Here is a 25,450-nt window from a genome sequence, read left to right as displayed (position 1 = left end):
TATTTGCACAAGGAATAGCCCAAAAACACGAAAGAACCTTCCCTGGTTTTAACTAAATGTTATCAATTATTTGGAATAATCTAGCATATAGCATAAGATTTTGCAACTGAAAAGCCATATCACAATTTTACGATTCTTTCGCACAATAAATCCAAATCGTTTTTATTGTGGCTTACAATGATGACAGATTTGCCTGACGGAATAAGATTTTTTATCAATCCGAAAATTGTTTCTCTGTGTTTTTCATCTTGTGCGGAAAATGGTTCATCGAGCAAAAAAATATCTCCGTCATACGCAAAAGCTCTTGCAAGATTCACACGCTGCTTCTCTCCGCCGCTTAGTTTTTTGCATTTAGTATTTGAGACAGATTGCAAATCTAACTGATTTATAAAATAATTTGCGATTTTTTCTGCTTTATCTTCCGTATAAATATTTTCGAGCGGAATTTTTACATTTTGGTACGCAGATAATTCCAAAATCAAACGGTTGTCTTGGAATGCGTAAGAGATTTTTGAGCCCGCACCGGCATATTTTTCTGAGATTTTATTGAGCAGAGTCGTTTTTCCTCTCCCAGTCGGTGCAAAAAGACCGATACACTCCCCTTTTTTTACTCTTAAATTAAAATCAGAAAATAGAGAGCGTCCATCAAATTCAACGCTGAGAGATGAGATTTCAATGCCGTCAAAATTATTTTCAACAATGGAATTATTTTCTAAAACACCTTTCATTTATAACCTTAAAAATCTGCTGAATCACAAAACTCACCGCAACAAGCACAATAGTAACTGCTATAACTTCGTCTGTTTGAAGAACAATCTGAGAGTGTGCCATCATTGTACCGGCACCGTATTTTGGAGTACACAAAACTTCTCCTGCCGCAACAACTTTCCAGCACAAACCGAACGTGCTCTCGGCTCCACTTGCGATAAACGGCATCGCACACGGAAGTTTTATATATCTGAAAGTCTGCCTAAAACTCAAGTTGTACGACTTAGCCATGAAAATCAGCTTTTCATTTTTTTCATTTTGCGAAAATCCTTGTTGAACGGCGCTGACCATAACAGGAAGAGTCATCAAAACAGATACAAAGATTGGGACTGTGTCGGAACGAAACCAAAAAAATGCAATCAAGATAAAAGCGACGACAGGAGTTGAACGTATGACAGATATCGGAAGCTCAAACAAATCTTTTAAGGCTTTTGAAGATGAACACAAAAACCCAAGAAAAAAGCCTGCAATCATACAGATAAAAAACGAGACAACAACTCTGAAAGATGTAAAGCAGAAGTTTTTCCAAAACTCAAGTTTGAAAACAGAATCGACAATGGTTTTAAAAACTCGAGCAGGATTCGGCAAAATAAGCGGCGCACCAATAACGCCTGATGCGATTTGCCAGATAATCATTATGACGATAAGAGAAATTAGATATCTTGAGAATTTTTTAATTATTTTTTCCCTCATAATAAAAATCATCTTCAGGAAGATTTATGCCTGTAGAATCCGGTGTGAAAGCGGCAAAGATTTTCAAAAGCTCTTCAATTTTATCTTTTGCATTGTTTGCAGGGATGTAAGTATATTCGGAAACGGAAACTGATTTTGCGACAACTGCTGCAGTCAATCCAAGCTGATACTTTTCAACGAGCTCTCCTGCCATTCTTGGATTTTTTAATGTTTTGGAAAGAGATTCTTGGTAGTCTTTTAAAAACGAATTTAATAAATCAGGATTTTCTTTTGCAAACTCGCTTCTGACTACCATAACAGTAAGAGGATAATTTCTACCATCTTTTGAAAACGCCTGATATTCGCTTTGGAAGTTCAGTGCTTTTTTTATATCTTTAGATTTTAATTCTGCGATTGTCGCAAAAGGTTCTGGGACAACTGCATATTCAATTTTTCCGCTTATCAGATGCGCCGCCAACTGTGCCGTAGGAATAGAAAAATCAAGTTCACAATCTTCAACTCCATTTTGCGAGAGAAGATAACGGAACATGTATTCAGGAGTTGCCCCTTGTCCTGCAACATAAACTTTTTTGCCTTTCAAATCAAAAAAACGAGTGAGCTCTTTATCTTTTGTAATTAAAGAAATATTGCCGTTTCCTGTTATTGCGGCGCACATTATTGACTTATTCGATGAATTATAAACTTTCACTGCGACATTCACCGGCATAAAACCGATATCAATTTCATTTTTTATAATTCTCGGAAGAAGCGCTTTTGGGTCTGCAAACTGCCGATATACGCGAGAATTTCCATCATCTTTCATCATAAAGACAACGGGGATACAACTCGGACCGTTCAGTAATCCAACCCTAACAGATTGGTTTTTCTCCGACTTCTGTGCAAAAACAGACAACACAAAAATTGACATAATTAACAAAGTCGCAATTTTTTTCATTTTCATATCTCCCATAAAAACTTTTGCAGGAAATAGCAATTTCTGAAAAAGTTTTTAGCCGTGCGCAAGAGCGCACACGTTCAATAGTCGAGTTTGCAAAATAAAGCGTATCGTATTCATTTGATTTTTATCGAAACGACACATATACACGTCTTCTGCAAACATCCAGGCAAACTCGAGATAAAAAGTATCGGCGATATTTCAGACGACACTTTTTATCATATCTCCTGACATTTCTAGTTATTTTTTTTGTAACACACTTTGATGAAGCGAAACTTTTACTTTTTCTTCGTTTTTTTCAAGCCTGACTTTTATGCGTTCTCCTGTGTATTCAATCAAAACTGTATCAAAATCTTTACCTGTATTTGCAAGCAACTCAATTGAGAGAGGGTCTTCTATCTCTTTGCGCAAAAGTCGTTTCATCGGGCGAGCTCCCATTGCAGGATTATAACCGTTTTCAACAAGATATTCTTTTGCCTTTTGTTTTATTTTGATTTTAAGACCTTTTTCTTTGAGTCTTTCGCCAAGCTCTTCAAGTTGAATTTCTAGAATCTTTGAGACTTCTTTTTTTGAAAGAGCGTCGAACACAATCACATCATCGATTCTGTTCAAAAGTTCAGGGTTCAACAATTTTTTCAGCTCGCTCATCGCTCCCGCCTTTATATCTTCGTACGGAATAACGCCATCAGCAATGCCAAAACCGACTCGTCCTTCGTTTGTAATCTGACGTGCACCGGCGTTGCTCGTCATAATTATTACTGTATTTCTGAAATTTACGGTGTGCCCAAGGTTGTCGCTGAGTTCACCTTCTTCAAGAAGCTGCAACAGCAAATTAAAAATATCAGAATGTGCCTTTTCAATTTCATCAAGCAAAACAACAGAATATGGATAACGGCGAACTTTTTCTGTGAGAACGCCGCCTTCTTCATAGCCGACGTATCCTGGAGGGGCACCGACAAGTCGGCTCGCTGTGTGTTTTTCCATGTAATCTGACATATCTATTCTGATTAAAGAATCTTCGCTGCCGAACAGATATTTTGCGAGTGCCTTTGCAAGCTGAGTTTTACCGACGCCGGTAGGACCTAAAAATATAAACGAACCTACAGGATGTTTTGGAGACGAAATACCTGCGCGTGCGCGGCGGATTGCTCCCGAGATGACGCTGACAGCGTTGTCCTGACCTATCACCGTGTTGTGAAGCTCGTTTTCCATGTGGATGACTCTCTCGGATTCGGAAGAAGTCAGCTGTTCAAGAGGGATTCCTGTCATCTCACTGATTATGCGTTCAACATCGCATACGCTGACAACTTTTTTCTTTGCATTCCCGTTTTCTTTCCACATGTCGCTGTACTTGTTCAATCTCCGCTTTAGGTCAATCACTTTGTCGCGAACAAGTGCGGCGCTTTCATAATCCTGATTTTGAACAAGTGATTTTTTTTCTTCTATGAGTTGGTTGATGTTTGTTTCGAGCTCTTTTAGTTCTGTTGGACTAACTTCTTCTTGTATTTTTTTTGCAGCTCCTGCCTCGTCTAAAATATCTATAGCTTTATCAGGCAAAACTTTTTCTGGAATATAGCGACGGCTGAGTTTTACAATTGAAGAGACAACTCCTTCTTCATAAACGACTTTATGATACAATTCGTATTTCCCCTTTATACCTTCAAGGATTTTTTCGGCCTCTTTATCATCAGGTTCTTCTATCTTTACAACCTGAAAACGCCTTTCAAGCGCCTGATCTTTTTCTATGTGCTTTGTATATTCTTTTGTAGTTGTCGCCCCGATAATCTGAACCTCTCCTCGCGAAAGCGCAGGCTTCATTATGTTCGAGGCATCCATAGTGCCTTCAGGGCCACCGGCACCGATTATTGTGTGAAGTTCATCGATAAAAAGTATGATATTTTTACTTTCTTGAATTTCCTTCATCATTTTCTTCATTCGCTCTTCAAATTCACCGCGATATTTTGTACCGGCGACAATAGCTGCAAGGTCTAGCGACAAAATGCGTTTTTTGAGAAGCCCTTCTGGAACTTCACCTAAAGCTATGTGATGAGCAAGCCCTTCGACTATTGCAGTTTTTCCTACGCCCGGTTCACCTGTCAAAACAGGATTGTTTTTTGTGCGGCGTGAAAGAATTTGAATCACACGGCGAATCTCTTTGTCGCGCCCAACTACAGGATCTGATTTATTTTCAAAAGCCATTCGAGTAAGGTCACGGCTGTATTCATCTAAAAATGACTTATTTTTTTGAGAATTGTTAGATTTATCTTTTTGCTGTTCTTTTTTTGAAGCTTTCTGTTCATCGAATACGCCAAAAAGCCCGCCGCCGGCATCATCGTTCAATATGCTTTTAAAAACAGAATTTATTATATCTTCGGTGTTTTTTTGCTTAATCGACGAAACATTTTCATTTTGGATTCCCATAACTGTAAATCTGATATCGACGATGTTGAAATCTGCCTCAGCAAAAAATTTTGCGGCGACACTGCTTTCATCACGGACGCAAGCGAGCATAAGATGCTCTGTCCCGATGTAATTGTTGTGAAGAGAAGCAGATTCGATATCGGCAATGTCGAGCATAAACTGATATCGCCTGCTTTTTGGAATATTGTCTAAATTTGGGGAAGCGATTTCATCTTTAAAAAAATCTTCATGCGATTTTTGGAGTTTTTCAAGACTAAGTCCAAGCCTTTCTATTGCGGCACATGCGACACCTTCTTTTGATTTTAAAATTGCTAGAAGAACGTGTTCCGGTAAAAGCTGTGTGCTTCCGATTTTTCTTGCTTCATCTTGTGCAAGGATAAAAAGAACTCTTTTCGCTCTAGGAGTCAGATTTTTCATTAACAATTCCCTCGAAAGCTTGTTGAATTATGATTGTCCTCAATCTTTTTATCTGCAAATCTATGCTTTGTTTGACGTCATCTTCAAAAGAAAACGAAAAATTATCACAGAGATATCTTAAATGACCGTTTTTAGTTCTAAAATAAAGCGCATTTAACTCTTTCTCTGAAATACCTTTTATGATGTTCAGTTGAAGACCCCATTTTACTGCCGAAATTATATCGACTGCTTCCTCATAAGAAAGGAGCAATGAATACACAGCTTTTGCATAACTCTGCTTAAAAAAATTCAAGGCTATCGTCTGATTATTATCGGCAAATTGCAGCCTAATCTTGCGTTCTGTTTTTAAAATTAATTCACCGGCAGCCTGGATGTTTGCCATTTGGTCAAATTCGTTCCCCTGCGCAGAACTAAATGTACAGATATCGAAAATGCAGTTTGAAAAATTCGCGATATCTCCTGCTTTAAAAACCGGGATTATCGACAAAGAGTTTGACTGCACAAAAGAAATTATAGTATCGATTTTGCCTGCCAGAACTATTGAAGGAATGAAAACTCTTATTGAAAATTTTAATCCGGAGCCGCAATCTTTAATATGAGAAGTCAGATATCCAAAATCTATGTTTGCGGCAAACTGAAGTTTGTCCTGCAAAGATTCATCTACTTTGTAAACTTTTTTCATAACTTTTTCGCAATCAAGACCCGTCGTAAATGAGGAAATTTTGATATGGTCTGTTTCGTTTACAAGTGCACAAGTGCTTTCATCAGAATAATCTACAATGACTGCTGAACAATCTTTTTTCCGTAATATATTTTTATCGCAAAGGATTTCTTTCCCTTGCTCTGAAAACTGTTCAAAAGGCGAAAAATACCACTTTTCATCTTTTTGAAATGCGTCTTTTACTAATATTTGGACACGTTCTCTGTCATCATCTGACATTTTTGAAGGGAACGGAAAATCGGCAAGATTTCTTATAATTCTCGCACGTGTCGAAATCACGATATCATCATCAGGGCCGCTCTCCGCAAACCATGACATTTCATTTTCCATCATTCAACACCTTAAGATAATCTCTGTACAATGCCGCTTTTTCATACTCTTCGGCTTGTAAAGCTTCTTCAAGTTTAATCTGAAGTGTCATTTTGTCTACAAGAGTTGAATTATACCCTTTGAGACGCTTCGGCAAAGAACCTTTGTACCGCTCTGTGACTCCGTATTTTTTTAACGACTCGCGAAATTCTTCGGCAAATGTGTAATAACATTCCGCACAACCTATATTTTGAGATTTTCTGATATCTTCATACGTTGAACAACAACCACGACAACACTTCATTAAACGTTCCTCAAAAGCTCCAGCGGCTTTTCTTTTCCTGCATTTTTTGCCGGTATAAAAGAAACAATGATAGAAAGCAGGAGAACTGCAACCACAATCAAGAGAATCTGCGATGCCGATATTTCAACCGGAATTTCAGACAGATAATAAGCGGGATCCATCAGAGTGATATGAGATCCGTTTGCTATTTTCGTGACAAAGTTTATAATATTTTCGAGCAGTTTTACAAGTTGATTTGAGAATAATGTCAACAAAATTCCGACAGGCACGCCAAAAAATAATCCGCCGGCGCCGCACGCTGTTCCTGTCAATAAAAATGAAAAAGTGATTCCCCTCGGAGTTCCGCCGATGCTCTTTAAAATCGCGATTTCTTTTCGCCGTTCCATCACGAGCATTACGATTGCAGATGATATGTTGACGCTTGCGACAAGCACAATCATCATCATGACAAATACGAGCATCACTCTTGTTGAAGAAAAATTTTCAAATTCCGATGAATGAATCTGATCCCAGCGGTAGACGTTTGCATATTTTCCGTAATATTTTTTTATATCTCTTTGGAGCCTCACTAAATCAGGGGAAAAAGCATCATCTGATTGAATCATGACGTTGTAGGAAGCGCTTTCAAGTGAAAGATTTTTGTATACAGTTTCCAGCGGGACAAAAACCCAAAATTGGTCTAATTCCTGGTACCCTGATGAAACGACTGCGGCTATCTTTAACGAGGTGAGTTTTGGGACGAGTTTTCCATTTACAATTCGTGTTGTGATTATCCGAAAACTATCTCCTGAATTGAGAGCTAAGTCAGCAGCCATCTTCTTGCCTATGACCGCATATTTTTCATTTGCACGAAAATCTTCGAGAGTGCCTTCGCAAACTTCGAACAGTTTTGCAAAAGATTTATTGCCAGTAAAGATATCGCTCTGCACGCCGCGAATCTGAACTCCGATTCTAGATTTTTTCCCGGTAGCGATTGCTGAGATATCGACTTCGGGAAAAACAACTTTTACGCCGTCTATTTTTAACAGCTCTTTTGAAGTTTCAACAAAACTCGCAGCAGAAATCACCCCTGCATAGCGATTTGAAATATAAGACTGAACGTGCCCGCTAGACAGCCCTATTATCCTTTCTGTCATTCCATCTATCATTCCGTTTGTGATTGAGACAACGCAGATGAGTGGTACAATGCTGAGCCCTATGCAGAGCGTTGCACCGAAGAGACCGCGCCTTGCCGATGATTTTTTTTCTGTTTTTGGGAATATTAAGCTTTTAGCAAACATCAGAGAGGATTTTATTGTCATTGCAATCTTCCATCTACAATTCTGTATTGTTTTTCGCCTTTTGCAGCGAGGTTTAAATCATGGGTTACGAGAATCAAAGTTTTGCGATATTTTTCAACCACTGAAAAAAGAAGGTCGCCTATTTTTTCAGCATTTGCAGGGTCAAGGTTTCCAGTAGGTTCATCTGCAAGAATAAGTTCGGGATTGTTTATGAGCGCCCGAGCAGCAGCAACACGTTGTCTCTCTCCTCCCGACATCTGTGAAGGAAGGTGATTTCGTCGCTCAAAAACTCCGACATCTGACAAAAGCTGTTCTGCACTTTCAATCGCACTTTTTTTTGAAACGCCTGCGATAAGGGCTGGCATATATACATTTTCGAGCGCTGTAAAATCTTTAAGAAGATGATGAAATTGGAAGATAAATCCTGTAAATTTTGAACGGTATTGAGAAAGCTCTTTTTCAGAAAGCAGGCTGACTTCCCAACGCTGTTTATTTTCAGATGTTGCGACGACAGTTCCACCTGTCAATTTATCAATTCCGCCTATTATATTCAGCAATGTGCTTTTACCGCAACCGCTCTCTCCTACAATCACAACTTTAGAGCCTTTTTCCACCTCAAGGTTCAAGTCGTGCAAAACAGTGAGTTCTTCGCTGTCTGTGACATATTTTTTTTCGAGATTTTTTATAGAGACGATAGAGACAATTGAATTTGGCTGTAAAACTTCTTGATTATTCATAATGAAGAACCTCCGAAACTGTCGATTTTAATACATTTTTAGAAGCGGCAAACGATGCGAATATCGGAGAGAACATTCCGAAAAATGCAATCTCTACAACTTCCAGAGGAAAAACTCTTGCAGGGATTGCCGCATATACACTGTATGAAGAATTCTCCTGCAAAAATTGCAGATTTTCTGAATTTGTCAGCATCGTTCCAATATACTGGAAAAGATAAAGGATTTTCGCTGCGGCAAGGAAAACGACATCTGTGTTGTAACTTATCAATAGTCCGAGGACAACCCCAAAAAAAGCTCCAAAACTTCCCATAAAAAATCCACGCATCACAAAGACTGCTTTTACTTCAGAGTCAAAAGCTCCGAGTGCAGACAATATAACTGTCTCGCTGCGCCTTTCAAACACGAGACGGCGCATTCCATTGTAGATGTTTATTGCAACTACGACAAAAATAAGAGCGACAAGCAAAAGCAAGATATTTTTTTCTATGCGGAGCGCGCCAAAAAAAGTGCGGTTGTATGCTCTCCACGATTGAATAGCAGCGTCGGGAAAAATAGTCTTTAATTTTGCTATTATATGCATGTCATCGTTGAAATTTTTTATTTTTATTCCGTAGATATATTTTGAAGATTCTCCAAAATACTTTTCAGCGCTTTCTATGCTGACAAATGCATAAGAACTGTTGATTTCCGAATATCCGCACGAGAAGACACCAACAACTGTAAACTGCCTGTCTTCCGAAAATAAATCGACATCGCTGCCGCCGCTCATAACAAGAAGGTTGACTTTGTCACCGCGTTTAACGCCGAGGTTATTTGCGAGTGTACTTCCAAGAATAATCGAATTCTCTGTGTCAAAATTAAAGCTTCCGCTCAACATGCGGACTTCTTTTCTAAAGCCTAAATCTTCATCGTAAGAAGAATCGTCGACGGCACGTATCACTACGGAGTTTGCTCCGCCTTTTTCTCCTGTCATCAGAGCTTGAGCTTCTTTAAATGATGTAACGGAGCGGATTTTCTTATCATTGCCGCATTCTTCATACAATTTAGAAGACTCGGCTTCAGGTAAATCTGCAACTCTGATGTGATAAGAAGAGACTTCAAGTATTGAATCTATAAAACTCATCTGGAATCCGTTCATCACACTCATAACGACGATCAAAGTCATCACTCCAAAACAGATTCCAAGAGTTGCAAGAAATGATGTCACTGCCGAACGCCCTTTGCGGTCAACGCGGGCAAATCGTTTTGAGACAAAAGAAATCCATCTTATGCTGTCAATCAAATTTTTTGTTGCCATAATTTTTTACCCGAACTATCTCTCCATTTTTAAAATAAACTTCTTTCACTCTGATTTCGTTTTCATAATAGACTTTAACAGAAAAATTTTCAAAGAATGTCAGGCTTGTATAATTTCCTTTTTGAAGTGAATATTTATTTTTCATCTTGAGAACGCCGTTTTCAAAATATTCAAAATCAGGCGGGATATCTCCCTTGTTGTATGAAAAAGTATATTTTTTGTTGAATTCGTATTTCAGCATTGAGTATTTTTCGTCATATTTATAGATTATATTTTCCTCAGAAATAACCCTGCTCTTATCATCATACTCGTAATTTTTTTTTGCAGCTAAATATTTTTTTTCTTCAAAAATATCGTATTCTGCGGAGTCGATAACTTTTCCATCTAAATTGTATTTTATAGATTTATATTTATTTTCACTTTCAACATTTTTTTCAAAAAGTTTTTGATTGTCGTCGTACTTGAAGTATTCAGTTTCCAAAAGCTTTGCATCTACAAACGACTTGATGTCCCACGTCTCTTTTTTTGTCAGTTTAAATGCGCTGTCGTAAAACTTTCGAGCGACGAGAGAACTTGTAGAAGCGATTATCTGATAGCCGCTTTCAGTTTTTATCGGTTCAAAAATTTCGTTTTTAAATTCTATAAAGTTTAAATCGTCCGATTTGCCTTTTATCTCTTTGACTTTATCTTCGTTATGCTCCAAAATTGCATTTTCACTTGAAAGCTCTTCTTCCATCTGGACAATGTGCTCTGCAATCAGCTCCTCTTCAACACCGACTAAAAGTGAATCTACCCAGTCGGCATTGTCATCTGCACCGTCATAAAATCCTGATGATTCAATAAGTCCAACATATTCTTTATTGAACCTTTCTGCATTTATAAAGATGTTGGCATTTTCAAAATAATTCCGCTTCAACAAGATCTTTAATTTTTCAGGGATGTAGTATGTGTCGCTTTGAGAACCTTCTTTTTCTGAAGCAGCATGAGATCCGTTTACAGCGCAGCATGTCAGATTAAAAATAAAATCTTCATCATAATTTTTTTCAAGTTTTTTCTCAGCCTGAATCTTGTCTTTCATTTTTTTTTTCGCTGAACACGATGAGATTGCAAAAGTTGAACACGATGCGGCTGCCACGAACAAAATCACATTGAGAAAAATATTTTTAAAGAAGACATTTTTTTTCAATTTAAAAACCAGCCTGCATCGCTTTTTTTTATCTAAGATATTTTACAATCCCAGAAATTCGTCTATATATTTTTCTGCATCGAAAGTTTCGATATCTTCATAATGTTCTCCGGTGCAAATAAAAGCTACCGGAAGTCCGAGTTCACGACCTATAGTAACAGCAACGCCGCCTTTTGCGGTTGAATCGTATTTTGTCATAATTATCGCATCAACGCCTACAGCTTCATTAAAAACTTCCGCTTGCCGCAACGCATTTTGACCTGTTGTCGAATCTATGACAATTATTTTTTTATAGCATCCTTCGTCAGCTTTTGAACGGCATGTTTTATCTATTTTCTGAAGTTCCCGCACAAGATTTTCTTTATTGTGAAGGCGACCGGCAGTATCTGCAATCACAAGACCGGGTCCTTTTGATTTTAAGGCATCTGCGGCATCGTAAACGACAGCTGATGGGTCTGAACCGTGCTGATGGCTCACAACGCGCACACCGATTTTTTCACCGTGCATAGAAAGCTGTTCGATTGCAGCAGCACGAAAAGTATCAGCACTTGCAAGGATTACATTGTTCAACCCTCCGGAAACAAAATATTTTGCAAGTTTCGCAACAGTTGTCGTTTTTCCAACTCCGTTTACTCCAAGAACCATCCAGACATTTTGTTTTTCGGACTCAGGTTTAATTTCAATAGATTTTACATCTCTTAAAAGCAATTCTTTCAACTTTGAAACAATCTGATTTTCTTCTTTGATTTTTTCTTTTGAACAGATTTTTTCAAGTTCTTCAACAATTAGATAAGCTGTCTTTGCACCGATATCGCCTTCAACGAGAATATCTATGAGATTGTCGTAAAAGTCATCATCCAAATTACTGCTTTTTGAAAAAAGCGATTTCAATCTTTCTCCAAACGATTTTTTCATCTATTTTGCCACCTTTTTCGGTATATCTTCATTATATTTTTTACTATTTTTTTTCGCCGACTTCACCGTCGCCGTTACCGTCGCTATTTTCACTTTTAAGCGCCTGATCATAAAATTCATATTGAAGCAAATCACCTTGCTTTGCCTCTTGAGGGAGAATTGAATCGACGGCTATAAAATATCTTACTAATTCAATTCCCCACAACACTCCGCAGCCGATAGAAATCAATCCTGTGACGTTTGCCGCTGACTGCCATTTGAGTGCTTCTTCATATTCTTGTTTTGAAAGATGTTCATTATTCGCTCTTTTTGCATTGTACTTTGCAAGATAATTTTGATAATTTCCGTAAGAATAAAACATCGGAATCAGGGAAACAATAAAAAGGCTGTAAGCTCCGTACATCCACCTTCGCCTTGTGTCGATATATTTTGTTCTGTCTTTCGGCTTCGGTTTAATTGTAACATAACTTTTGTCAAAATAAAGTTTCTTTGGAATATAAAAGAAATCTGTGAACCCATCTTCTGAGATAAATTCTCCAAGAATTTCATTTCCGTTTATCTTTATCTGCGATTTTTTTTCATCGATTTTGTCAGCCTCAATACCGTTCAGATAGATATTTCCGACGATTGAGTTTTTGAGTCCAATCTGAATAAATCCTTCTTCTAGCACGATCATTTTGACTTCCACTCGATATTTTTTGTTGCCATCAAAATAATAGTTTGTGCCTGCTGTTTTATAACCGTCAGCTTGAAACTGAATATTGTGAAATCCTGAATCAATCACAAACTTGTTTGTTTCAAAATTCTGCAAAACGTCGTCGATGTACAACTTTGTGTTTTTTCTTTCAGGCTGAATGTTAAATTCAACTTCTACAGGCATAGAGTTAGTCAAAACAGGAACAATCCGGCGCGCAATGCTCGATGTTATAAAATCTGAATCTTGGATTGAGCCGACCTCTGTAGCACTTCCGATTTTTTTTGCACCGGGATAAAGATAAAGATCGGCTGTCACTGAAATATAATCTCCATATTCGGTGATAGTGCCCGCGATGAGTAGATTTATTCCGGCTGCTGTGACCTCTTTTTCATATTGAAAACTTAAATAGTCAGAATCTCTGAGCTTTTCAGAAGGTGAAAAAAGGCTTTGCACATCGTCACGATAATATTTAATCTCCTCTGCTGTTATCAAGCTTTCATTTTTAACAAAAATATTTTTTATAAGTGCGGAAAATTGCTCTATCCCGTTTTTTTGTTTATTTTTTTCAGAATTATATTTGCCGCTTTCAATCAACAGCATATCTCTTTTTGATTTTTCTTCTTCTTGTTTCAATTTTTCAAGATTTGCATTAAATTTTTCTTTTATCTCGTTTATTTTTTTTTCTTGTTCTTTGATTTTTAACTTTAATTCATACTCAGAATAATTTTGTAAGACAAGCGAATCTCGTTTTTTATATTCGCTTGAAATTTGAAGACTCAGAGACTGACGCTCTTTTCTAAGTTCCGCACGTTTTCGTTCAAGTTTCTCATCAGGCATTACATTGCGGTAAAGTTCCTTTCGCAAATGTTCAAGAATATCGGACGGCAAAGACGCCGCAAGAGCATCGTTCACATGGCTCTGTTTTTGCCCACGCGAAAAATCAAACGCTTTTGCCGCAATCACCCATTTCAAATCCTGACAGAAAAAACTACTGCAAAATGTAAAAGAGATGATAAAAATGACAACAATTTTTTTTAAGGCCAGCTTATTCGTCGTCATCATCTTCTTTGTTGTCCATTGGAAGACCTTTCCACTTTGCGACTAGATAAGCGTTCATAAAGTCGTCGAGCTCTCCATCCATCACGCTTTGAATATTGCCGACACTGTATTTTGTGCGATGATCTTTTACCATCGTATACGGACAAAATACATAAGAGCGAATCTGGCTTCCAAATGAAATATCTTTTTTTTCAGCCAAAAACTTAGCGTTTTCCTTTTCTTTTTGTTCGCGGTAGTATTCGTACAGACGAGCCTTCAACATGCTCATACAAACTTGGCGGTTGAAAATCTGACTTCGCTCTGTCTGGCATGCAACGACGATTCCAGTAGGAATATGTGTAAAACGCACGGCAGAATCTGTTTTATTTACATGCTGTCCACCTTTTCCTCCCGCACGGTAAGTATCGACTCTCAAATCTTCAGGACGAATATCTACTTCAATAGAATCGTCGAGAACGGGATATACATATACGGACGCAAACGATGTATGGCGGCGTGCATTTGCGTCAAACGGAGAGATTCGTACAAGCCGATGGATGCCGCCTTCACCTTTTAGATAACCGTAGACGTAGTCACCGGAAATCTGAACTGTTATAGATTTTAGCCCACCTTCTGCTTCAAGTTCATCGACAACTTCTGTTTTATAGCCGTGACGTTCAGCCCAACGAAGATACATTCGGCTCAGCATAAAAGCCCAGTCACAAGCTTCCGTACCGCCGGCACCTGCATGAATTGTCAAAAATGCATCGTTTTGGTCAACTTCACCGCTGAGAAGATTTAAAATATTCAATTCTTCAAATTCGGCTTTTGCTGAATCATACATTGAGCGAACTTCATCTTCATCAGACTGTTCTCCCGATTCCTCTGCAAGTTCATACATCGCTTCCAAATCGTCCATCTCCGCCATGATGTTGCGCCAAGGCTCGATTCTGTTTTTCAGCTTTCTGATCTGTGACATCACCTTTTCGGCAGCTTCGTGGTCGTCCCAGAAACCCGGTGCTTCCGTCAATTTTTGTTTTTCTGCAATCGCCTTATCTATTGCATCGGAGTCAAAGACGCCCCCAAACGTTTGCGATTTCTTCTTTCAATTGTTCAATAGGTATTTTTATTTCTTCTAACATGTTTATAAAATACCAGAAAACTTGATTTTATACAATTCTACCTATATTATAACAATATGAAGAAAGCAGTCAGTTTATTCCTTTTGTTTTTTTGTACGTTGACAGTATTTGCGGAAAAACCTGTTGTCCGAGATATCAAAACGCAAACGGGAACAAGCACAAAAATATTTATCACGTGGACAAATCCTATAAATCCTGATACAAAAATTACGGAATTAAGACTGTACAGAAATACAAAACAGATTTCTTCGTATTCCCAGATTGCTACTTCCGAATTGATCGCAAAACTCACACCTGATAAAACAAATTATACAGATACTGTGTCTGATTTTCGCGATTATTACTATGCGATTATTTCATACACAGATAAGCCGTACGATGTCATTTTGATTTCTTTCAACTCGACAGCAAACGGTGTTCACATCACTCCTGAAAGCCCAAAAGAACCGGAAAAAAAAGAATACGACACTTATTACCCTGAAGGCACAATGAGAAAAATGCCTCTTCCATATCTGTCTATCGATTCCGAAAGTTTTGACGATGACGAAAGCTCTATTTCTCAAAGAGCTGTCTCTTCTGCCGAAATGCTTACAAAACCAAAATCAAAAAAGGGCATGCTCTTGCAGATGTATCTTTTTGAAGAAGATTTAGTTTCCCCTGACGCCGGCGATGATTATCTTTTATTTGAAATATTAAAGAATTATTTTGTGCAAAAAAAATACAGCGAAGCGATAAAGCAACTCGACAAACTAATCGGCACAAATATATCGGAAAGCACACGAAACAGGGCAATTTTTTATCTCGGAGAATCATATTATCTTTTAGGAAATTATGAACAGGCAGTTCGGACTTTTGTAAAAGTTGAGCAAGTTTTTCCAAATCTTGTAAAAGAATGGCTCGACTCATCTCTTGACAGAATTTAGCGTGATTAGGATTTAGTTTTTGTTTTTTTTAACAAAGCAAATTAAACGAACCTTTAGTAAATTGAACGGAGCAATTCTACAATTGCAGGCTTTTCGACTACATGCTTGATCTCGTTGACTAAAGCTTTCCCATCAAAATCTTTTACTTCGTTGTTTACAACTTGATTTCCGTTTTCAGCGGCGTTAGGAACAGTATCGATTCCGTCTTCTGCTCCACTTTTATTTTCAGGCATTTTTACAAGGACAACTTCATCTTCTTCGTTTATCTTGTCGTAAAATCCGTGACTAGTTATGTTTGCCTCTGAAATTTCTTCACCTGCCTGTGTGACAGAAAGCGTTCCTACTACATCGCTGTCTTTATAAAAAAGTCCTGAACCTGAATCTGATATTTTCAGTCCGCCTTTTTTTATGATTTTAAACTCTGCATCTTTTACGATATTTTCTGAACGACCAAGGTCTATTACAGCAACTTTCCCATTCCGTTTAAGGATTTTTCCGCGTACAGTGAGCTTATCCAAAACAGAGCTTCTAAACCTTCTTAAAACTGTCGAAAATCTGTTGTTGCCTGTCGCATAATATTTTTTGCTGAAAGTTTTAGTCCCCGTTTTTGCTGAATACATATCTGCCGAAAGAGTGAGTTCATCGTCGCTTTCGTCGAGAGAAACCAAAATAAAATAATCAAAGTTGTTCTGCCGAGCATTTTTAAAAGCTTCTGCATAATTGTTGACAGGAGTCACCTGAGTTTTTACAGAAGTGATAGCGATTCCTGAAAAAATATCACCGCATGCGAGCGCCGTAATTCTGTCTGAATCTGCATGATTAAATGTAGAGTGATTTTCTTCGTAAAAAACTGCGATGTTCCATCTGATTTTGTCGAGATAAAACGTATCTATATTCCATTTTTTTGCAAGCGTATTTGTCAAAAGAGAATTGTATGCTTCGATCGTATCTTCCAAAGAGCGCGGAAGTTTTGAATCCGATGTATCTTTTATGAATTTGAGCTGCGCAAGGTAAAACTCGTGCATGCCGTTCAGCTCAAGCACATTTGCGTAAGCGAGTCGCGCTGTTGAATCTGTCGGATTCAGCATAAGTGCACGCTGATATTCATAAGTGCTTCCGGCTTTATCGTAACGGCTTTCGTACTGTACCGCATTGTTTATATGATATTTTGCCCACTCTGCGCGCCGTGAATCGTCGAGCTCTAGGTTGTCTTTTACAGTGAGTTCAAGAAGCATCCTCATTATTTCATCATTCGGATTTATTTCAAGACCTGTTGACCAAGTTTTTATTGCATCACTAGTTTTTCCAAGTTTATTTTCCGCAATTCCTTTTAGATACCATGCGTCAGAATTTTTACGATTTGTCGCAATCAGATAATCGCAAAGATCTACAACTTCTACGTAGCGGTTTTGCATATACATTATATTTGCAAGAAGCCTGTATGCTTTTTCATAGCTACCTTTTATTTCAACAGCGATGCGAGCGTGTTTTTCTGCATTTTTGTAATCGCCTTGCATCATGCGGATTATAGCTGCAAGGTAATGAACTTCATGCTCACCGGAATAATACTGCATCGCTTGCTTTATATACATTTCTGACTGCGTAAACCGGTTAGTTTCCGCACATAAAACTGCAAGCGCAAGAAGTGCTCTTCTGTTTGTATTTTGCCTTTTCAACGCTTCGGAATATTGATGCTCTGCTCCTGAAAATTTACCGTCATACAATTCAATTTCAGCAAGTCCGAAGTGTGAATCGATATCGTTAGGAAACCTTTTTAATATCCCGTTGAAAATTGTCTTCGCTTCTTCTGTTTTTCCAAGAGCAAGCAGTATCATTCCTTTTAGGTTTTGAACATTTGAATTATTTTTTTCGTATTTTTCGGCGTTTTTAAGATAATCAAGCGCCAGATTGTATTCTCCAAGCCTGTATGAACATTCTGCAAGACGAAACCACGCATCGCTGAAAGCCGGATTGATGTTTACAACTTCAAGATAATATTGAGCTGAGCCGTACCAATTTTCTTCATTTTGAAGCTCTACGCCCTGATTGTATATTTTTAAAACATTATTTTCATCTGCAGCAAACACGTAAAATGATGAGGCAGCACATAAAAATGCAACTATCAGAACAGATTTTTCAAGTTTTTTAATCCTTCTTTTCATCGTCTTTTCCACCGTCGACATTTTTTATAACTTTCACGATGTTTATCCTGTGACCTTCCATATCTTGAATAATAAAATCGTAATCATTCCATGAAACTTTTTCGTATTTTACAGGCACTTTACCGAACAAGTCGAATACAAATCCACCGAGGCTGTCAAAATCCTCGTTAGGAAATTGCGCTTCAATCGCTTCATTCAAATCGTCAAGATCAATACGTGCATCGCACAGCCAGACATTATTGCCAACTGTAAGTATATCTTCCTGTTCTTTATCAAATTCATCCTGAATATCGCCGACAATCTCTTCGATGATATCTTCCATCGTCGCAATGCCGGAAACTCCGCCGTACTCATCGATTGCGATTGCAATATGGAGATGGTGCCTTTTAAATTCGCGCAGCAAAGAGTCGATTCGTTTGCTCTCCGGGACAAAATACGCCTTGCGTGCAATTTTCTTAAGGTCAATCTCTTGATTTTCAGCGATGCATTTGATTATATCTTTTACATAGAGAACGCCGATTACGTTGTCTATTGAATCTGTATAAAGCGGAAACCGCGAGTGACCGCTCGTGACAATCTTTTGAAAAAGTTCATCTCTTGGTGTATCAGATGAAATAAAGTCGACATCGATTCTAGGAATCATAACTTCTTTTACAGAAGTCTTAGAAAGGTCTTCAACGCCCTGAATCATATCCTGTTTTTCTTCATTGAGGATTTCCTGTTGTATGCTGTCAAGCTCTTCAAAATTGTTCTTTTTTTTGTGCTTAAAAAAAATCATTTTATAATTGTCTCTTCCTTAAATGTTTTCAATAAATTTTCTTGCAATACAAGCATTTCGCAGACAGGGGCAACTCCATCTTCAATGTGCTCATCTCCATGATCCATTCCGTTTAGGTGAAGAATTCCGTGCACTATCAGCCTTTTCAACTCGCTGTCTGTATTTTCTTTAAAATATTCGGCATTTACAGGTAAAGTGTCAAGACTAATGACGATATCACCTGCACATTTCCATCTGCCCTCGTCATCTTCGTATTCTTCATCATTTTCAAAAGAAAGAACATCTGTTGCGCTGTCAATTCCGCGATAGTTTCTGTTCAAATCTTTCATATACTTGTCGTTGCAAAACAGAATTGAAATCTCTTCACCGTCAAAATTGAGTTCTTCCAAAACTTTTCTTACAAAAGGTTCGACATTACCATACCATGCAGGCTCTTCAAAATCTTCTTGAAGTGAGATATATACACGGTTACTCATTTTTCTTTCCCTTAGTTGCTTTTTCTGATGAAGGAGATGGAGTTGCAGCGCTTATGGCGTCATGTTTTTCTGAATTTTCATTTTTTTCGTTGCCCGGATCCTGCTGATTCTGATACTTAATTCTATTGTGATAGTACCCTGTCAACAAAGTGACAAACGCCTCTTTTATCTTTGAGATATCGCTGAAAGTCAAATCACAATTATCAAGCTGCCCGTGTTCAACTTTTTGATTTATAAGCATAGAGATGAATTTGTCCAATCGAGATGAAGTCGGATTTTCAAGCGTGTGGCACGCGGCTTCAACAGTGTCGGCGAGCATGACAACTGCAGATTCTTTTGTTTTAGGCGGAATTCCCGGATACTGAAAATCTTCAGGCTGAAGAGAAGGATCTTTTTCCTTTGCTTCATTGTAAAAATACGAAATGACGCTGTTTCCGTGATGCTCTGCGATGATATCTATGACAGCCTGCGGAAGATGAAGCTGATATGCTTTTTCTACACCTTTTTTCACATGGCTTTTGATAACAGATGCAGAAAGAGTCGGATTCAGTTCATCGTGTTTGTTGCCCATGTTGTTCAACTGATTTTCTACAAAATATTCGCTGTGTTCAATCTTGCCGATATCGTGGTAATAGCCTCCTACTCTGGCAAGAAGTGAATTTGCACCGATTTCACGGCATGCACTTTCAGCGAGTTGTGAAACCATCATCGAGTGATTATACGTTCCATTTGCCTGAATCTGCATCTGTTTGAAAATTGGTGAATTATTGTCGCTCAAATCCATGAGCCTAAAAACAGAAGCAGTGTTCAGCATTGATTCAAGCGGAGTTAAAAATCCTAGAGTCAAAATGCCCGATAAAAATCCGTTTAAGAAAATGCCGAGCAAAAGCATTGGTAAATCTGTAAAAGTTTCATTAAAGATGATGAAAAACAAAATAACAAAAACTATATTTATCACTGCAATCATAATTCCTGCAAACGCAAGGTCGAGTCGGCGATCGATTTTTTGCACGATTGCAGTTGCGCTCAACGATGACGCAAGCGTAAAAAGACATGTTGGAATCTGCCAGCCTGCTGCACCTAAAACGCCAAATGACATAATGATAGAAAGAAGGACGGCAGAAAGGTTTCCATACAAGATTGTGACAATCATTATGCACAAAGCAGAAGGAATTATGATGCAGACAGAATACGGATTTGAAAATGAAATAAATTTTCCGCCAAAAGCAGCGACAAAATAAACAATCAAAAAGAAGATTACTTGAAGAAGCGGTTCTTTAAACTGAATCTTTTTACCGAAACTTATAAGTGCAAACATCAAATACCACATAATCGAAAGCAAAACTACAAACAGCTCGCTGTTCGCGAATGCCCGATAGTCTATGTAAACGGGAGATGTTGCCAGTTTTTTTAATTTTGCAAAACCTTCTTCTGTGATAGGAAAGCCTTTTTTTATTATCTTTTCACCTTTTATTACAGCAACAGGGTCAGATGCATCAGGTGAAAGAGAACGGTCAGCAATTATTGTCCTGTCGGAAACTTGTCCAATTTCAAAGTCGCTCAACTGAAAATTAGCGATTGTCTGGGCAGTGCTTATCTTCATAAAATTTAATGCAGATATCAAGAGAAGCCCCGCAAAAAATAAAATCAAAAAAGGATAATTTTTTTTGATATACTTTGCAACTTTTTCCAGGTAGAGTGCAAAAAAATTATTGTCTTTCATGTTCGTACGCCTTTACAATTTTTTTTACAAGTTGATTTCTTACAACATCTTCTGCCGTAAGCTCCATAAATCCAATATCTTCTATGTTACATAAAATCTCAATTGAGTGCATCAACCCTGACAAAAACCTCTTCGGCAAATCTATCTGCGAAGGATCTCCTGTTACAAATACTTTTGAATTTTCGCCCATTCGCGTCAAAAACATCTTCATCTGTTCGTTTGTCGCGTTCTGCGCTTCGTCAAGAATTATGACGGCGTTGTTCAAAGTGCGACCGCGCATATAAGCAAGAGGGGCAACTTCAATGACGCTTGCTTCAAAAAGTCTTTTGACAGATTCGGCAGGAAGGATTGTCTCCATCGCATCTCGTAGCGGGCGCAAGTATGGATCTATTTTATCATTGAGGTCGCCAGGCAAAAAGCCAAGGTTCTCGCCTGCTTCAACAACAGGGCGCGTGATTATCAATTTATTTTTTTTATGTGTCAAAATCAGACGAAGAGCCTCTGCAACAGCAAGAAATGTTTTACCGCTTCCGGCAGAGCCTGTACAAAAAACAATATCTTTTGAGTGGAGGAGATTTACGTATTCGGCTTGCCCTTGAGTGCGCGGATAAACACGCCGAACAGCACCGGGAACAATTATCACCATCTCTTCGACAGTAACTTTTTTCTGAGTATTTAAAACTGTCAGAATAATGTCGTCGCTGTCTTTTCCACCGGAATGAACTTCATCAACAATGCGGTCTAAAATAAACTGAAATTTGCGGCAGATTTCTGGGTCACAGTTTTCAACAGACAGTTCATTTCCACGCGTAAAAACAGGAACTCCAAGATGTTCTTCAATGAGTTGCAAATTTTTATCATTAGTTCCGCAAACACATGAAAGCACATCGTTATCAGGAACTACAACAGTATATTCGTTCAAATAATCCTCGGTTGTATAATCATCTTTTAATTATATTCGATATTTTGCTTTTTTTCAAATAAAACAATAAGCGCTGTCAACAATAAGCACTGTCATTCTCGCGCCAAAGACAGCCATTTTCACGATGAGCCACAGTTATTTTCACGCAAGACAACGCCATACAGTAACTCTTAAAAACCCTATTCAAGTCTCCATTCGCCGTATTCATCTATGATTGTTGTCTTTATGCTTTCCATTGGATTCCACACAATTCCTACAGAAATATAAGGATTAAAATCATAGCGTCTGTTTCCGTTTTCAGTGACAAGTCTCGGTTCAATCTTAAATGTCATGTTAAAGCTCCAGTCGTGAAGATCGTGAGAAAGCGTCATGTTGAGAGATTTGAGTTTAAATCCAGATTGTTCACGTGCCGACTTATTTCCAAAATTAAACGAATCGATTAAATCTTTTAAGATATTTCCCGGAAACCCTCCCCAATCGCTATAAGGGTCGTTTCTCTCATTGTGAAAATACCAGTAGAGGATTGAGTTTTGCGAAGTTGCTGAAAATGTCAGATTTAAAAATTTATTGATTTTAAATGTCAGGCTTGGAGAAAAAGTCAGATAGCTGTTTGTAGGTCTTACCAAATCTGCTACAAGGCTTGTTTTCAATCCCGGTGCAAATGAGATCCTGTTAAACCAGCTGTAAAAAGTTTTAGAAGGCATTGTATAGCTAAACGACAAAGAATACGGCTTAAATTCTTTATCTTTTTTTGCATTCCAACCTCTAGTTTCACCCGGTTTTGGCACTCTGATTAAATTATATTGCGTCGCATAAGAGTGAACATAAGCGACAGTTGCTCCAAATCCCGATACGGAAAGCCTAAAACTGTCATGCTGATTATCTTGAAGATTATATACATACGATTCTGAGATGCTCAACTTTGAATTGAACAAAGAAATGCTCATATTCTGTGAAAGTGGATTTTTTTTCCATTTTTGCTCGAATGGGACATCATCTTTAGTTTTTTCACTATAACCTGTACCGATTGAAGCTGTGACATAAGGAAAAGTCAAAGCTAGAGATGCATTGTACTGTCTTAAAAGAGGCGGCATTACAATGCTAAGCGTCAATGCCTGAGAGAATTTTTTATCAAATTCTTTTGTACTTATCACTGTCGAAAGAGTATTTGCAGTTACGCTTTTATCGTCGCTCCAGTCTAAAATTTTATTTTCCCAAACAGGATTATCTAAATCGACGCTTTTGTTTTTTTCTTCATGCAAAATGCGTCTGAAAAGTTTTATATTTGTATTCCATGAGACATTTGAATCGCTTAGCATATCAAGATGTATAAAAGGTTTTAGTGTGAATGTATTTGAGTTTACAATATCCCGGCTTTCAGCTTTGTAGTCAGCTAGTCTAAGTGCATCTGCTGATTTTTGAGTATATCCGCCTTCAGCTTCAGTCGATGTAACATTTATAAAAGAATGTTCCTGCCATATCGGTGAATAAGAGATGGAGTTATCGATTGTAAAAAAACCGCCGCCATAATTAAAATTGCTTGCGACAGATGCCGGCAGTTTCAATACATACATAAACGAGCGGTAATTTTTCCATTTAAAATCTTCAGATGTCTTTAAGTTGACAGATGAATATGACAGCTGCGTATTCAATGTCGTCGCTAGAGAATAGCTCAACTTATAAGAAATCCCGTCGGCAACAGGAAAGCGGCTTATTGAATTTTCAAGCTCCGGAATCTCATATTCGAATATCTTTGAATTCTCCGACTTCTCTTTATTTTCGCTCTCTTTATTTTTCGACTGTTCTGCAACTTCTTGATTCTCTTTTGCGGCTTCTTTTTCTTCTTTGAGCTGCTTTTCCGTTTTCAATTCATCAGGTTTGTTCATAGTTATCGCATAAGACGGCGTGTTTGCTGAGGTCTTTTTTACAGCGGGATAAGAAAAGATAGTTCCTTTTATCGAAAAATTCACGTTTGCAGGATTTACTGCAGAAGGAAAATAAAAACGTCTTTCAGGAGTGTAAGTCATCCATTCCGATTCTTTACCTGCTTTTTTTGAAGGAGAAAATGAATTAAAATCAGTGTTTTTTGAAGAAATATTGACAGAGGAGTTCAACGACCACGACAAAGATGAAATATATGGAGTTATATTCGACGGAATTGAAGGAGAAATCGATGATTGAAATTGCCATGTTAGAGAGCTGATTTCAGTCGGTGTCTGAGAACTTTTATCTTTGCTGTCTTTAGAATTGTCAAGAAAAAATGAAATCCAGTCCATCGATTCGCTGCGGTCAGTTTTAAAATCATAAGCAAAAAAAGGGTCGGAATAAATCGGGACAGAAAGAGAAACACTGAACGGTTTTGACATCTGTAGAGCTAGATTTGCCCCGTAACGAAAAGGAAGAGTCACTCCCAAAAAAGTTGAAGAATCTTTATAAGTTTTGTAAGACGGAGAATACGGGACAAATTCCCCGTTTCTTGTTTTAAAAACTGTATTGCTGAAACCGAAATAAGCGTTGAATGTTGCTTTGGAAATAAAACTTTTTGGAAACTGCAAATTTCCATCAAGTCCAACCATGTATCCGAGCCTTGAATACCAGTCGCCAACAATTTTTATATACGACGAAGTGTCGCCTTTAAAGTCTTCATCGAGATTGTGAAGCACAATTCCTTCAAGTTTTTGTTCTTTCAAAGAACTCGGTTTTATAAAATTGAAAACAGATTTAAGAGAATCAGCTGATGAACCGATCTTTGAATCTTTTGAAGAGCTTGAAGAAGAGCTTTTTGAATTAGACGTATCAGATGAACTTTTATCTAGAGGTTTTCGCCCCAATAGATACGTCGTAGTCTGAAACGAATATCCTTTCCGCTTTTCGTAGCTGAATACAGGATTGAAAATCAAGTCATCTTTTGGGTAGTAAAAAGCGGGGAAATACAATACAGGTACTTTTCCGATATAAAGGAGCGCATTAAAAAAAGCAAATTCTCCGCCTGGTAAAAGCCATGTCCTTGTCGCATCTATGTGCCAGTGAGGGTCATCTTCATCGCAAAATGTCAGACTCGAATTTTTAAACGCGATTACGTTATTTTCCCCTTTACCGAGCACGTTTGAAAAAACAATAAGAGTCGAGCCTGAAGGTAAGTTAAAAGAATCTGATTGGGTTTTTACAATTCTGCCGTCATCAAAAACGCCTTCCAAAGTAGAAGTATTCATCAATATGGCTGACGCTGTCGCTGTTTCGCCGCCTGCTCCGGAATCTTTTGTTGTAATTTCAACGTTTCCTTCAGCAAAAAGCATCTCTGTCTTTCTGTCATAAGTGATTTTATCAGCTTTTATCTGCGAAGTTGTCTTGTCTTTAGTTACAGAAAGCTCTACGGAACCTTCAAGCACAATTATATCGTTACCCGACTTTTCATCTTTTTTATAGCTTGTCTGGCGCGCATTGTTTATAGTGATTGTCGTAACGCTCTCTTTAGTAGCAGATTTTTTTTCTTTCCCATCTGATTTTTCTTGCGCAAACAAACGATTTGCATTTGTAAACATAAAAGATGCCGCAAAAATGAAAAATATGATTATGTTTTTTGCAATTCTTTTTGAAATCATGTTTT

At 37.9% G+C, this 25,450-nt stretch carries 21 protein-coding genes; 1 reads left to right on the top strand and 20 read right to left on the bottom strand.

Annotation, left to right across the window (positions count from 1 at the left end; all coding sequences use genetic code 11):
- Positions 1–119: 119 nt before the first annotated feature.
- The 14 genes from H9I37_RS05305 to H9I37_RS11625 form a co-directional block, all read right to left on the bottom strand.
- On the bottom strand, positions 120–728 hold the full coding sequence (locus H9I37_RS05305) for an ATP-binding cassette domain-containing protein (RefSeq protein ID WP_187381422.1): 609 nt from the start codon (positions 726–728) through the stop codon (positions 120–122).
- The gene (locus H9I37_RS05300; RefSeq protein WP_187381421.1) at positions 706–1,461 is read right to left on the bottom strand and encodes an ABC transporter permease; all 756 of its coding nucleotides are present in this window, start codon (positions 1,459–1,461) and stop codon (positions 706–708) included. Before H9I37_RS05300 ends, H9I37_RS05305 begins: the two co-directional genes overlap by 23 nt.
- Complete coding sequence (locus H9I37_RS05295; RefSeq protein ID WP_187381420.1) at positions 1,442–2,395, bottom strand: ABC transporter substrate-binding protein; 954 nt, start codon at positions 2,393–2,395, stop codon at positions 1,442–1,444. Before H9I37_RS05295 ends, H9I37_RS05300 begins: the two co-directional genes overlap by 20 nt.
- 240 nt (positions 2,396–2,635) lie before the next feature.
- Positions 2,636–5,233: an ATP-dependent Clp protease ATP-binding subunit gene (locus H9I37_RS05290; RefSeq protein WP_187381419.1), complete on the bottom strand. Its 2,598-nt coding sequence runs from the start codon at positions 5,231–5,233 to the stop codon at positions 2,636–2,638.
- Complete coding sequence (locus tag H9I37_RS05285) at positions 5,214–6,287, bottom strand: hypothetical protein (RefSeq protein WP_222864180.1); 1,074 nt, start codon at positions 6,285–6,287, stop codon at positions 5,214–5,216. Before H9I37_RS05285 ends, H9I37_RS05290 begins: the two co-directional genes overlap by 20 nt.
- Entirely contained in the window at positions 6,274–6,567 is a 294-nt protein-coding gene (locus tag H9I37_RS05280; RefSeq protein WP_187381417.1) for a UvrB/UvrC motif-containing protein, read from the bottom strand. Before H9I37_RS05280 ends, H9I37_RS05285 begins: the two co-directional genes overlap by 14 nt.
- Positions 6,567–7,868 carry an ABC transporter permease gene (locus tag H9I37_RS05275; protein WP_187381416.1) on the bottom strand — a complete coding sequence of 434 codons (1,302 nt, stop codon included), beginning with the start codon at positions 7,866–7,868 and terminating at the stop codon, positions 6,567–6,569. The genes H9I37_RS05280 and H9I37_RS05275 overlap by 1 nt, the downstream gene beginning before the upstream one ends.
- Positions 7,865–8,584 carry an ABC transporter ATP-binding protein gene (locus tag H9I37_RS05270; RefSeq protein ID WP_187381415.1) on the bottom strand — a complete coding sequence of 240 codons (720 nt, stop codon included), beginning with the start codon at positions 8,582–8,584 and terminating at the stop codon, positions 7,865–7,867. The genes H9I37_RS05275 and H9I37_RS05270 overlap by 4 nt, the downstream gene beginning before the upstream one ends.
- On the bottom strand, positions 8,577–9,881 hold the full coding sequence (locus tag H9I37_RS05265) for an ABC transporter permease (protein ID WP_187381414.1): 1,305 nt from the start codon (positions 9,879–9,881) through the stop codon (positions 8,577–8,579). The genes H9I37_RS05270 and H9I37_RS05265 overlap by 8 nt, the downstream gene beginning before the upstream one ends.
- Positions 9,859–10,959, bottom strand: coding sequence for a hypothetical protein (locus tag H9I37_RS05260; RefSeq protein ID WP_187381413.1), 1,101 nt, complete (start codon positions 10,957–10,959; stop codon positions 9,859–9,861). Before H9I37_RS05260 ends, H9I37_RS05265 begins: the two co-directional genes overlap by 23 nt.
- A 150-nt stretch (positions 10,960–11,109) precedes the next feature.
- The gene (gene ftsY, locus H9I37_RS05255; RefSeq protein WP_187381412.1) at positions 11,110–11,982 is read right to left on the bottom strand and encodes a signal recognition particle-docking protein FtsY; all 873 of its coding nucleotides are present in this window, start codon (positions 11,980–11,982) and stop codon (positions 11,110–11,112) included.
- Between the two features lie 43 nt (positions 11,983–12,025).
- Positions 12,026–13,741 (bottom strand): coiled-coil domain-containing protein, encoded by a 1,716-nt coding sequence (locus H9I37_RS05250; protein ID WP_187381411.1) that lies wholly within the window; start codon positions 13,739–13,741, stop codon positions 12,026–12,028.
- A protein-coding gene (gene prfB / locus H9I37_RS05245; RefSeq protein WP_187381410.1) for a peptide chain release factor 2 occupies positions 13,725–14,859 on the bottom strand; the annotation gives its coding sequence in 2 pieces (ribosomal slippage) (positions 13,725–14,789 and positions 14,791–14,859; 1,134 coding nt in all). The genes H9I37_RS05250 and prfB overlap by 17 nt, the downstream gene beginning before the upstream one ends.
- 588 nt (positions 14,860–15,447) lie before the next feature.
- Complete coding sequence (locus tag H9I37_RS11625; RefSeq protein WP_370586915.1) at positions 15,448–15,672, bottom strand: transposase; 225 nt, start codon at positions 15,670–15,672, stop codon at positions 15,448–15,450.
- Here H9I37_RS11625 and H9I37_RS11620 point away from each other — a divergent pair.
- The gene (locus tag H9I37_RS11620; RefSeq protein WP_370586914.1) at positions 15,591–15,782 is read left to right on the top strand and encodes a tetratricopeptide repeat protein; all 192 of its coding nucleotides are present in this window, start codon (positions 15,591–15,593) and stop codon (positions 15,780–15,782) included. The genes H9I37_RS11625 and H9I37_RS11620 overlap by 82 nt on opposite strands.
- A gap of 53 nt (positions 15,783–15,835) precedes the next feature.
- On the opposite strand, the gene H9I37_RS05235 is transcribed toward H9I37_RS11620, so the two are convergent.
- The 6 genes from H9I37_RS05235 to H9I37_RS05210 all read right to left on the bottom strand — a co-directional run bounded on the left by H9I37_RS05235 (position 15,836) and on the right by H9I37_RS05210 (position 25,445).
- The gene (locus H9I37_RS05235; RefSeq protein ID WP_187381408.1) at positions 15,836–17,944 is read right to left on the bottom strand and encodes a tetratricopeptide repeat protein; all 2,109 of its coding nucleotides are present in this window, start codon (positions 17,942–17,944) and stop codon (positions 15,836–15,838) included.
- Complete coding sequence (locus H9I37_RS05230; RefSeq protein WP_187381407.1) at positions 17,928–18,722, bottom strand: hemolysin family protein; 795 nt, start codon at positions 18,720–18,722, stop codon at positions 17,928–17,930. Before H9I37_RS05230 ends, H9I37_RS05235 begins: the two co-directional genes overlap by 17 nt.
- Positions 18,719–19,198 (bottom strand): rRNA maturation RNase YbeY, encoded by a 480-nt coding sequence (gene ybeY, locus H9I37_RS05225; RefSeq protein WP_187381406.1) that lies wholly within the window; start codon positions 19,196–19,198, stop codon positions 18,719–18,721. The genes H9I37_RS05230 and ybeY overlap by 4 nt, the downstream gene beginning before the upstream one ends.
- A complete protein-coding gene (locus H9I37_RS05220) occupies positions 19,191–20,921 on the bottom strand; it encodes an HD family phosphohydrolase (protein WP_187381405.1) in 1,731 nt (576 codons plus the stop codon). The genes ybeY and H9I37_RS05220 overlap by 8 nt, the downstream gene beginning before the upstream one ends.
- On the bottom strand, positions 20,908–21,843 hold the full coding sequence (locus H9I37_RS05215) for a PhoH family protein (RefSeq protein ID WP_187381404.1): 936 nt from the start codon (positions 21,841–21,843) through the stop codon (positions 20,908–20,910). The genes H9I37_RS05220 and H9I37_RS05215 overlap by 14 nt, the downstream gene beginning before the upstream one ends.
- A 179-nt stretch (positions 21,844–22,022) precedes the next feature.
- Positions 22,023–25,445, bottom strand: a complete 3,423-nt coding sequence (locus H9I37_RS05210; protein WP_187381403.1) for an LPS-assembly protein LptD — start codon at positions 25,443–25,445, stop codon at positions 22,023–22,025.
- Between the last annotated feature and the right edge of the window lie 5 nt (positions 25,446–25,450).

The organism is Treponema sp. Marseille-Q3903, from assembly GCF_014334335.1.
GTDB lineage: Bacteria > Spirochaetota > Spirochaetia > Treponematales > Treponemataceae > Treponema_D.
This window is presented reverse-complemented; position numbering and strand designations above follow the sequence as displayed.

Bases quoted from the DNA above. Each gene is read 5' to 3' on its own strand.
- H9I37_RS05230 (WP_187381407.1), bottom strand. From the start codon at position 18,722: ATGATTTTTTTTAAGCACAAAAAAAAGAACAATTTTGAAGAGCTTGAC.
- H9I37_RS05265 (WP_187381414.1), bottom strand. From the start codon at position 9,881: ATGGCAACAAAAAATTTGATTGACAGCATAAGATGGATTTCTTTTGTC.
- H9I37_RS05235 (WP_187381408.1), bottom strand. From the start codon at position 17,944: ATGAAAAGAAGGATTAAAAAACTTGAAAAATCTGTTCTGATAGTTGCA.
- H9I37_RS05290 (WP_187381419.1), bottom strand. From the start codon at position 5,233: ATGAAAAATCTGACTCCTAGAGCGAAAAGAGTTCTTTTTATCCTTGCA.
- H9I37_RS05300 (WP_187381421.1), bottom strand. From the start codon at position 1,461: ATGAGGGAAAAAATAATTAAAAAATTCTCAAGATATCTAATTTCTCTT.
- ybeY (WP_187381406.1), bottom strand. From the start codon at position 19,198: ATGAGTAACCGTGTATATATCTCACTTCAAGAAGATTTTGAAGAGCCT.
- H9I37_RS05305 (WP_187381422.1), bottom strand. From the start codon at position 728: ATGAAAGGTGTTTTAGAAAATAATTCCATTGTTGAAAATAATTTTGAC.
- H9I37_RS05270 (WP_187381415.1), bottom strand. From the start codon at position 8,584: ATGAATAATCAAGAAGTTTTACAGCCAAATTCAATTGTCTCTATCGTC.
- H9I37_RS05285 (WP_222864180.1), bottom strand. From the start codon at position 6,287: ATGATGGAAAATGAAATGTCATGGTTTGCGGAGAGCGGCCCTGATGAT.
- H9I37_RS05275 (WP_187381416.1), bottom strand. From the start codon at position 7,868: ATGACAATAAAATCCTCTCTGATGTTTGCTAAAAGCTTAATATTCCCA.
- H9I37_RS05220 (WP_187381405.1), bottom strand. From the start codon at position 20,921: ATGAAAGACAATAATTTTTTTGCACTCTACCTGGAAAAAGTTGCAAAG.
- H9I37_RS05280 (WP_187381417.1), bottom strand. From the start codon at position 6,567: ATGAAGTGTTGTCGTGGTTGTTGTTCAACGTATGAAGATATCAGAAAA.
- H9I37_RS11625 (WP_370586915.1), bottom strand. From the start codon at position 15,672: ATGATTCTCCGAGATAAAAAATTGCCCTGTTTCGTGTGCTTTCCGATA.
- H9I37_RS05260 (WP_187381413.1), bottom strand. From the start codon at position 10,959: ATGAAAGACAAGATTCAGGCTGAGAAAAAACTTGAAAAAAATTATGAT.
- ftsY (WP_187381412.1), bottom strand. From the start codon at position 11,982: ATGAAAAAATCGTTTGGAGAAAGATTGAAATCGCTTTTTTCAAAAAGC.
- H9I37_RS05295 (WP_187381420.1), bottom strand. From the start codon at position 2,395: ATGAAAAAAATTGCGACTTTGTTAATTATGTCAATTTTTGTGTTGTCT.
- H9I37_RS05250 (WP_187381411.1), bottom strand. From the start codon at position 13,741: ATGATGACGACGAATAAGCTGGCCTTAAAAAAAATTGTTGTCATTTTT.
- H9I37_RS05210 (WP_187381403.1), bottom strand. From the start codon at position 25,445: ATGATTTCAAAAAGAATTGCAAAAAACATAATCATATTTTTCATTTTT.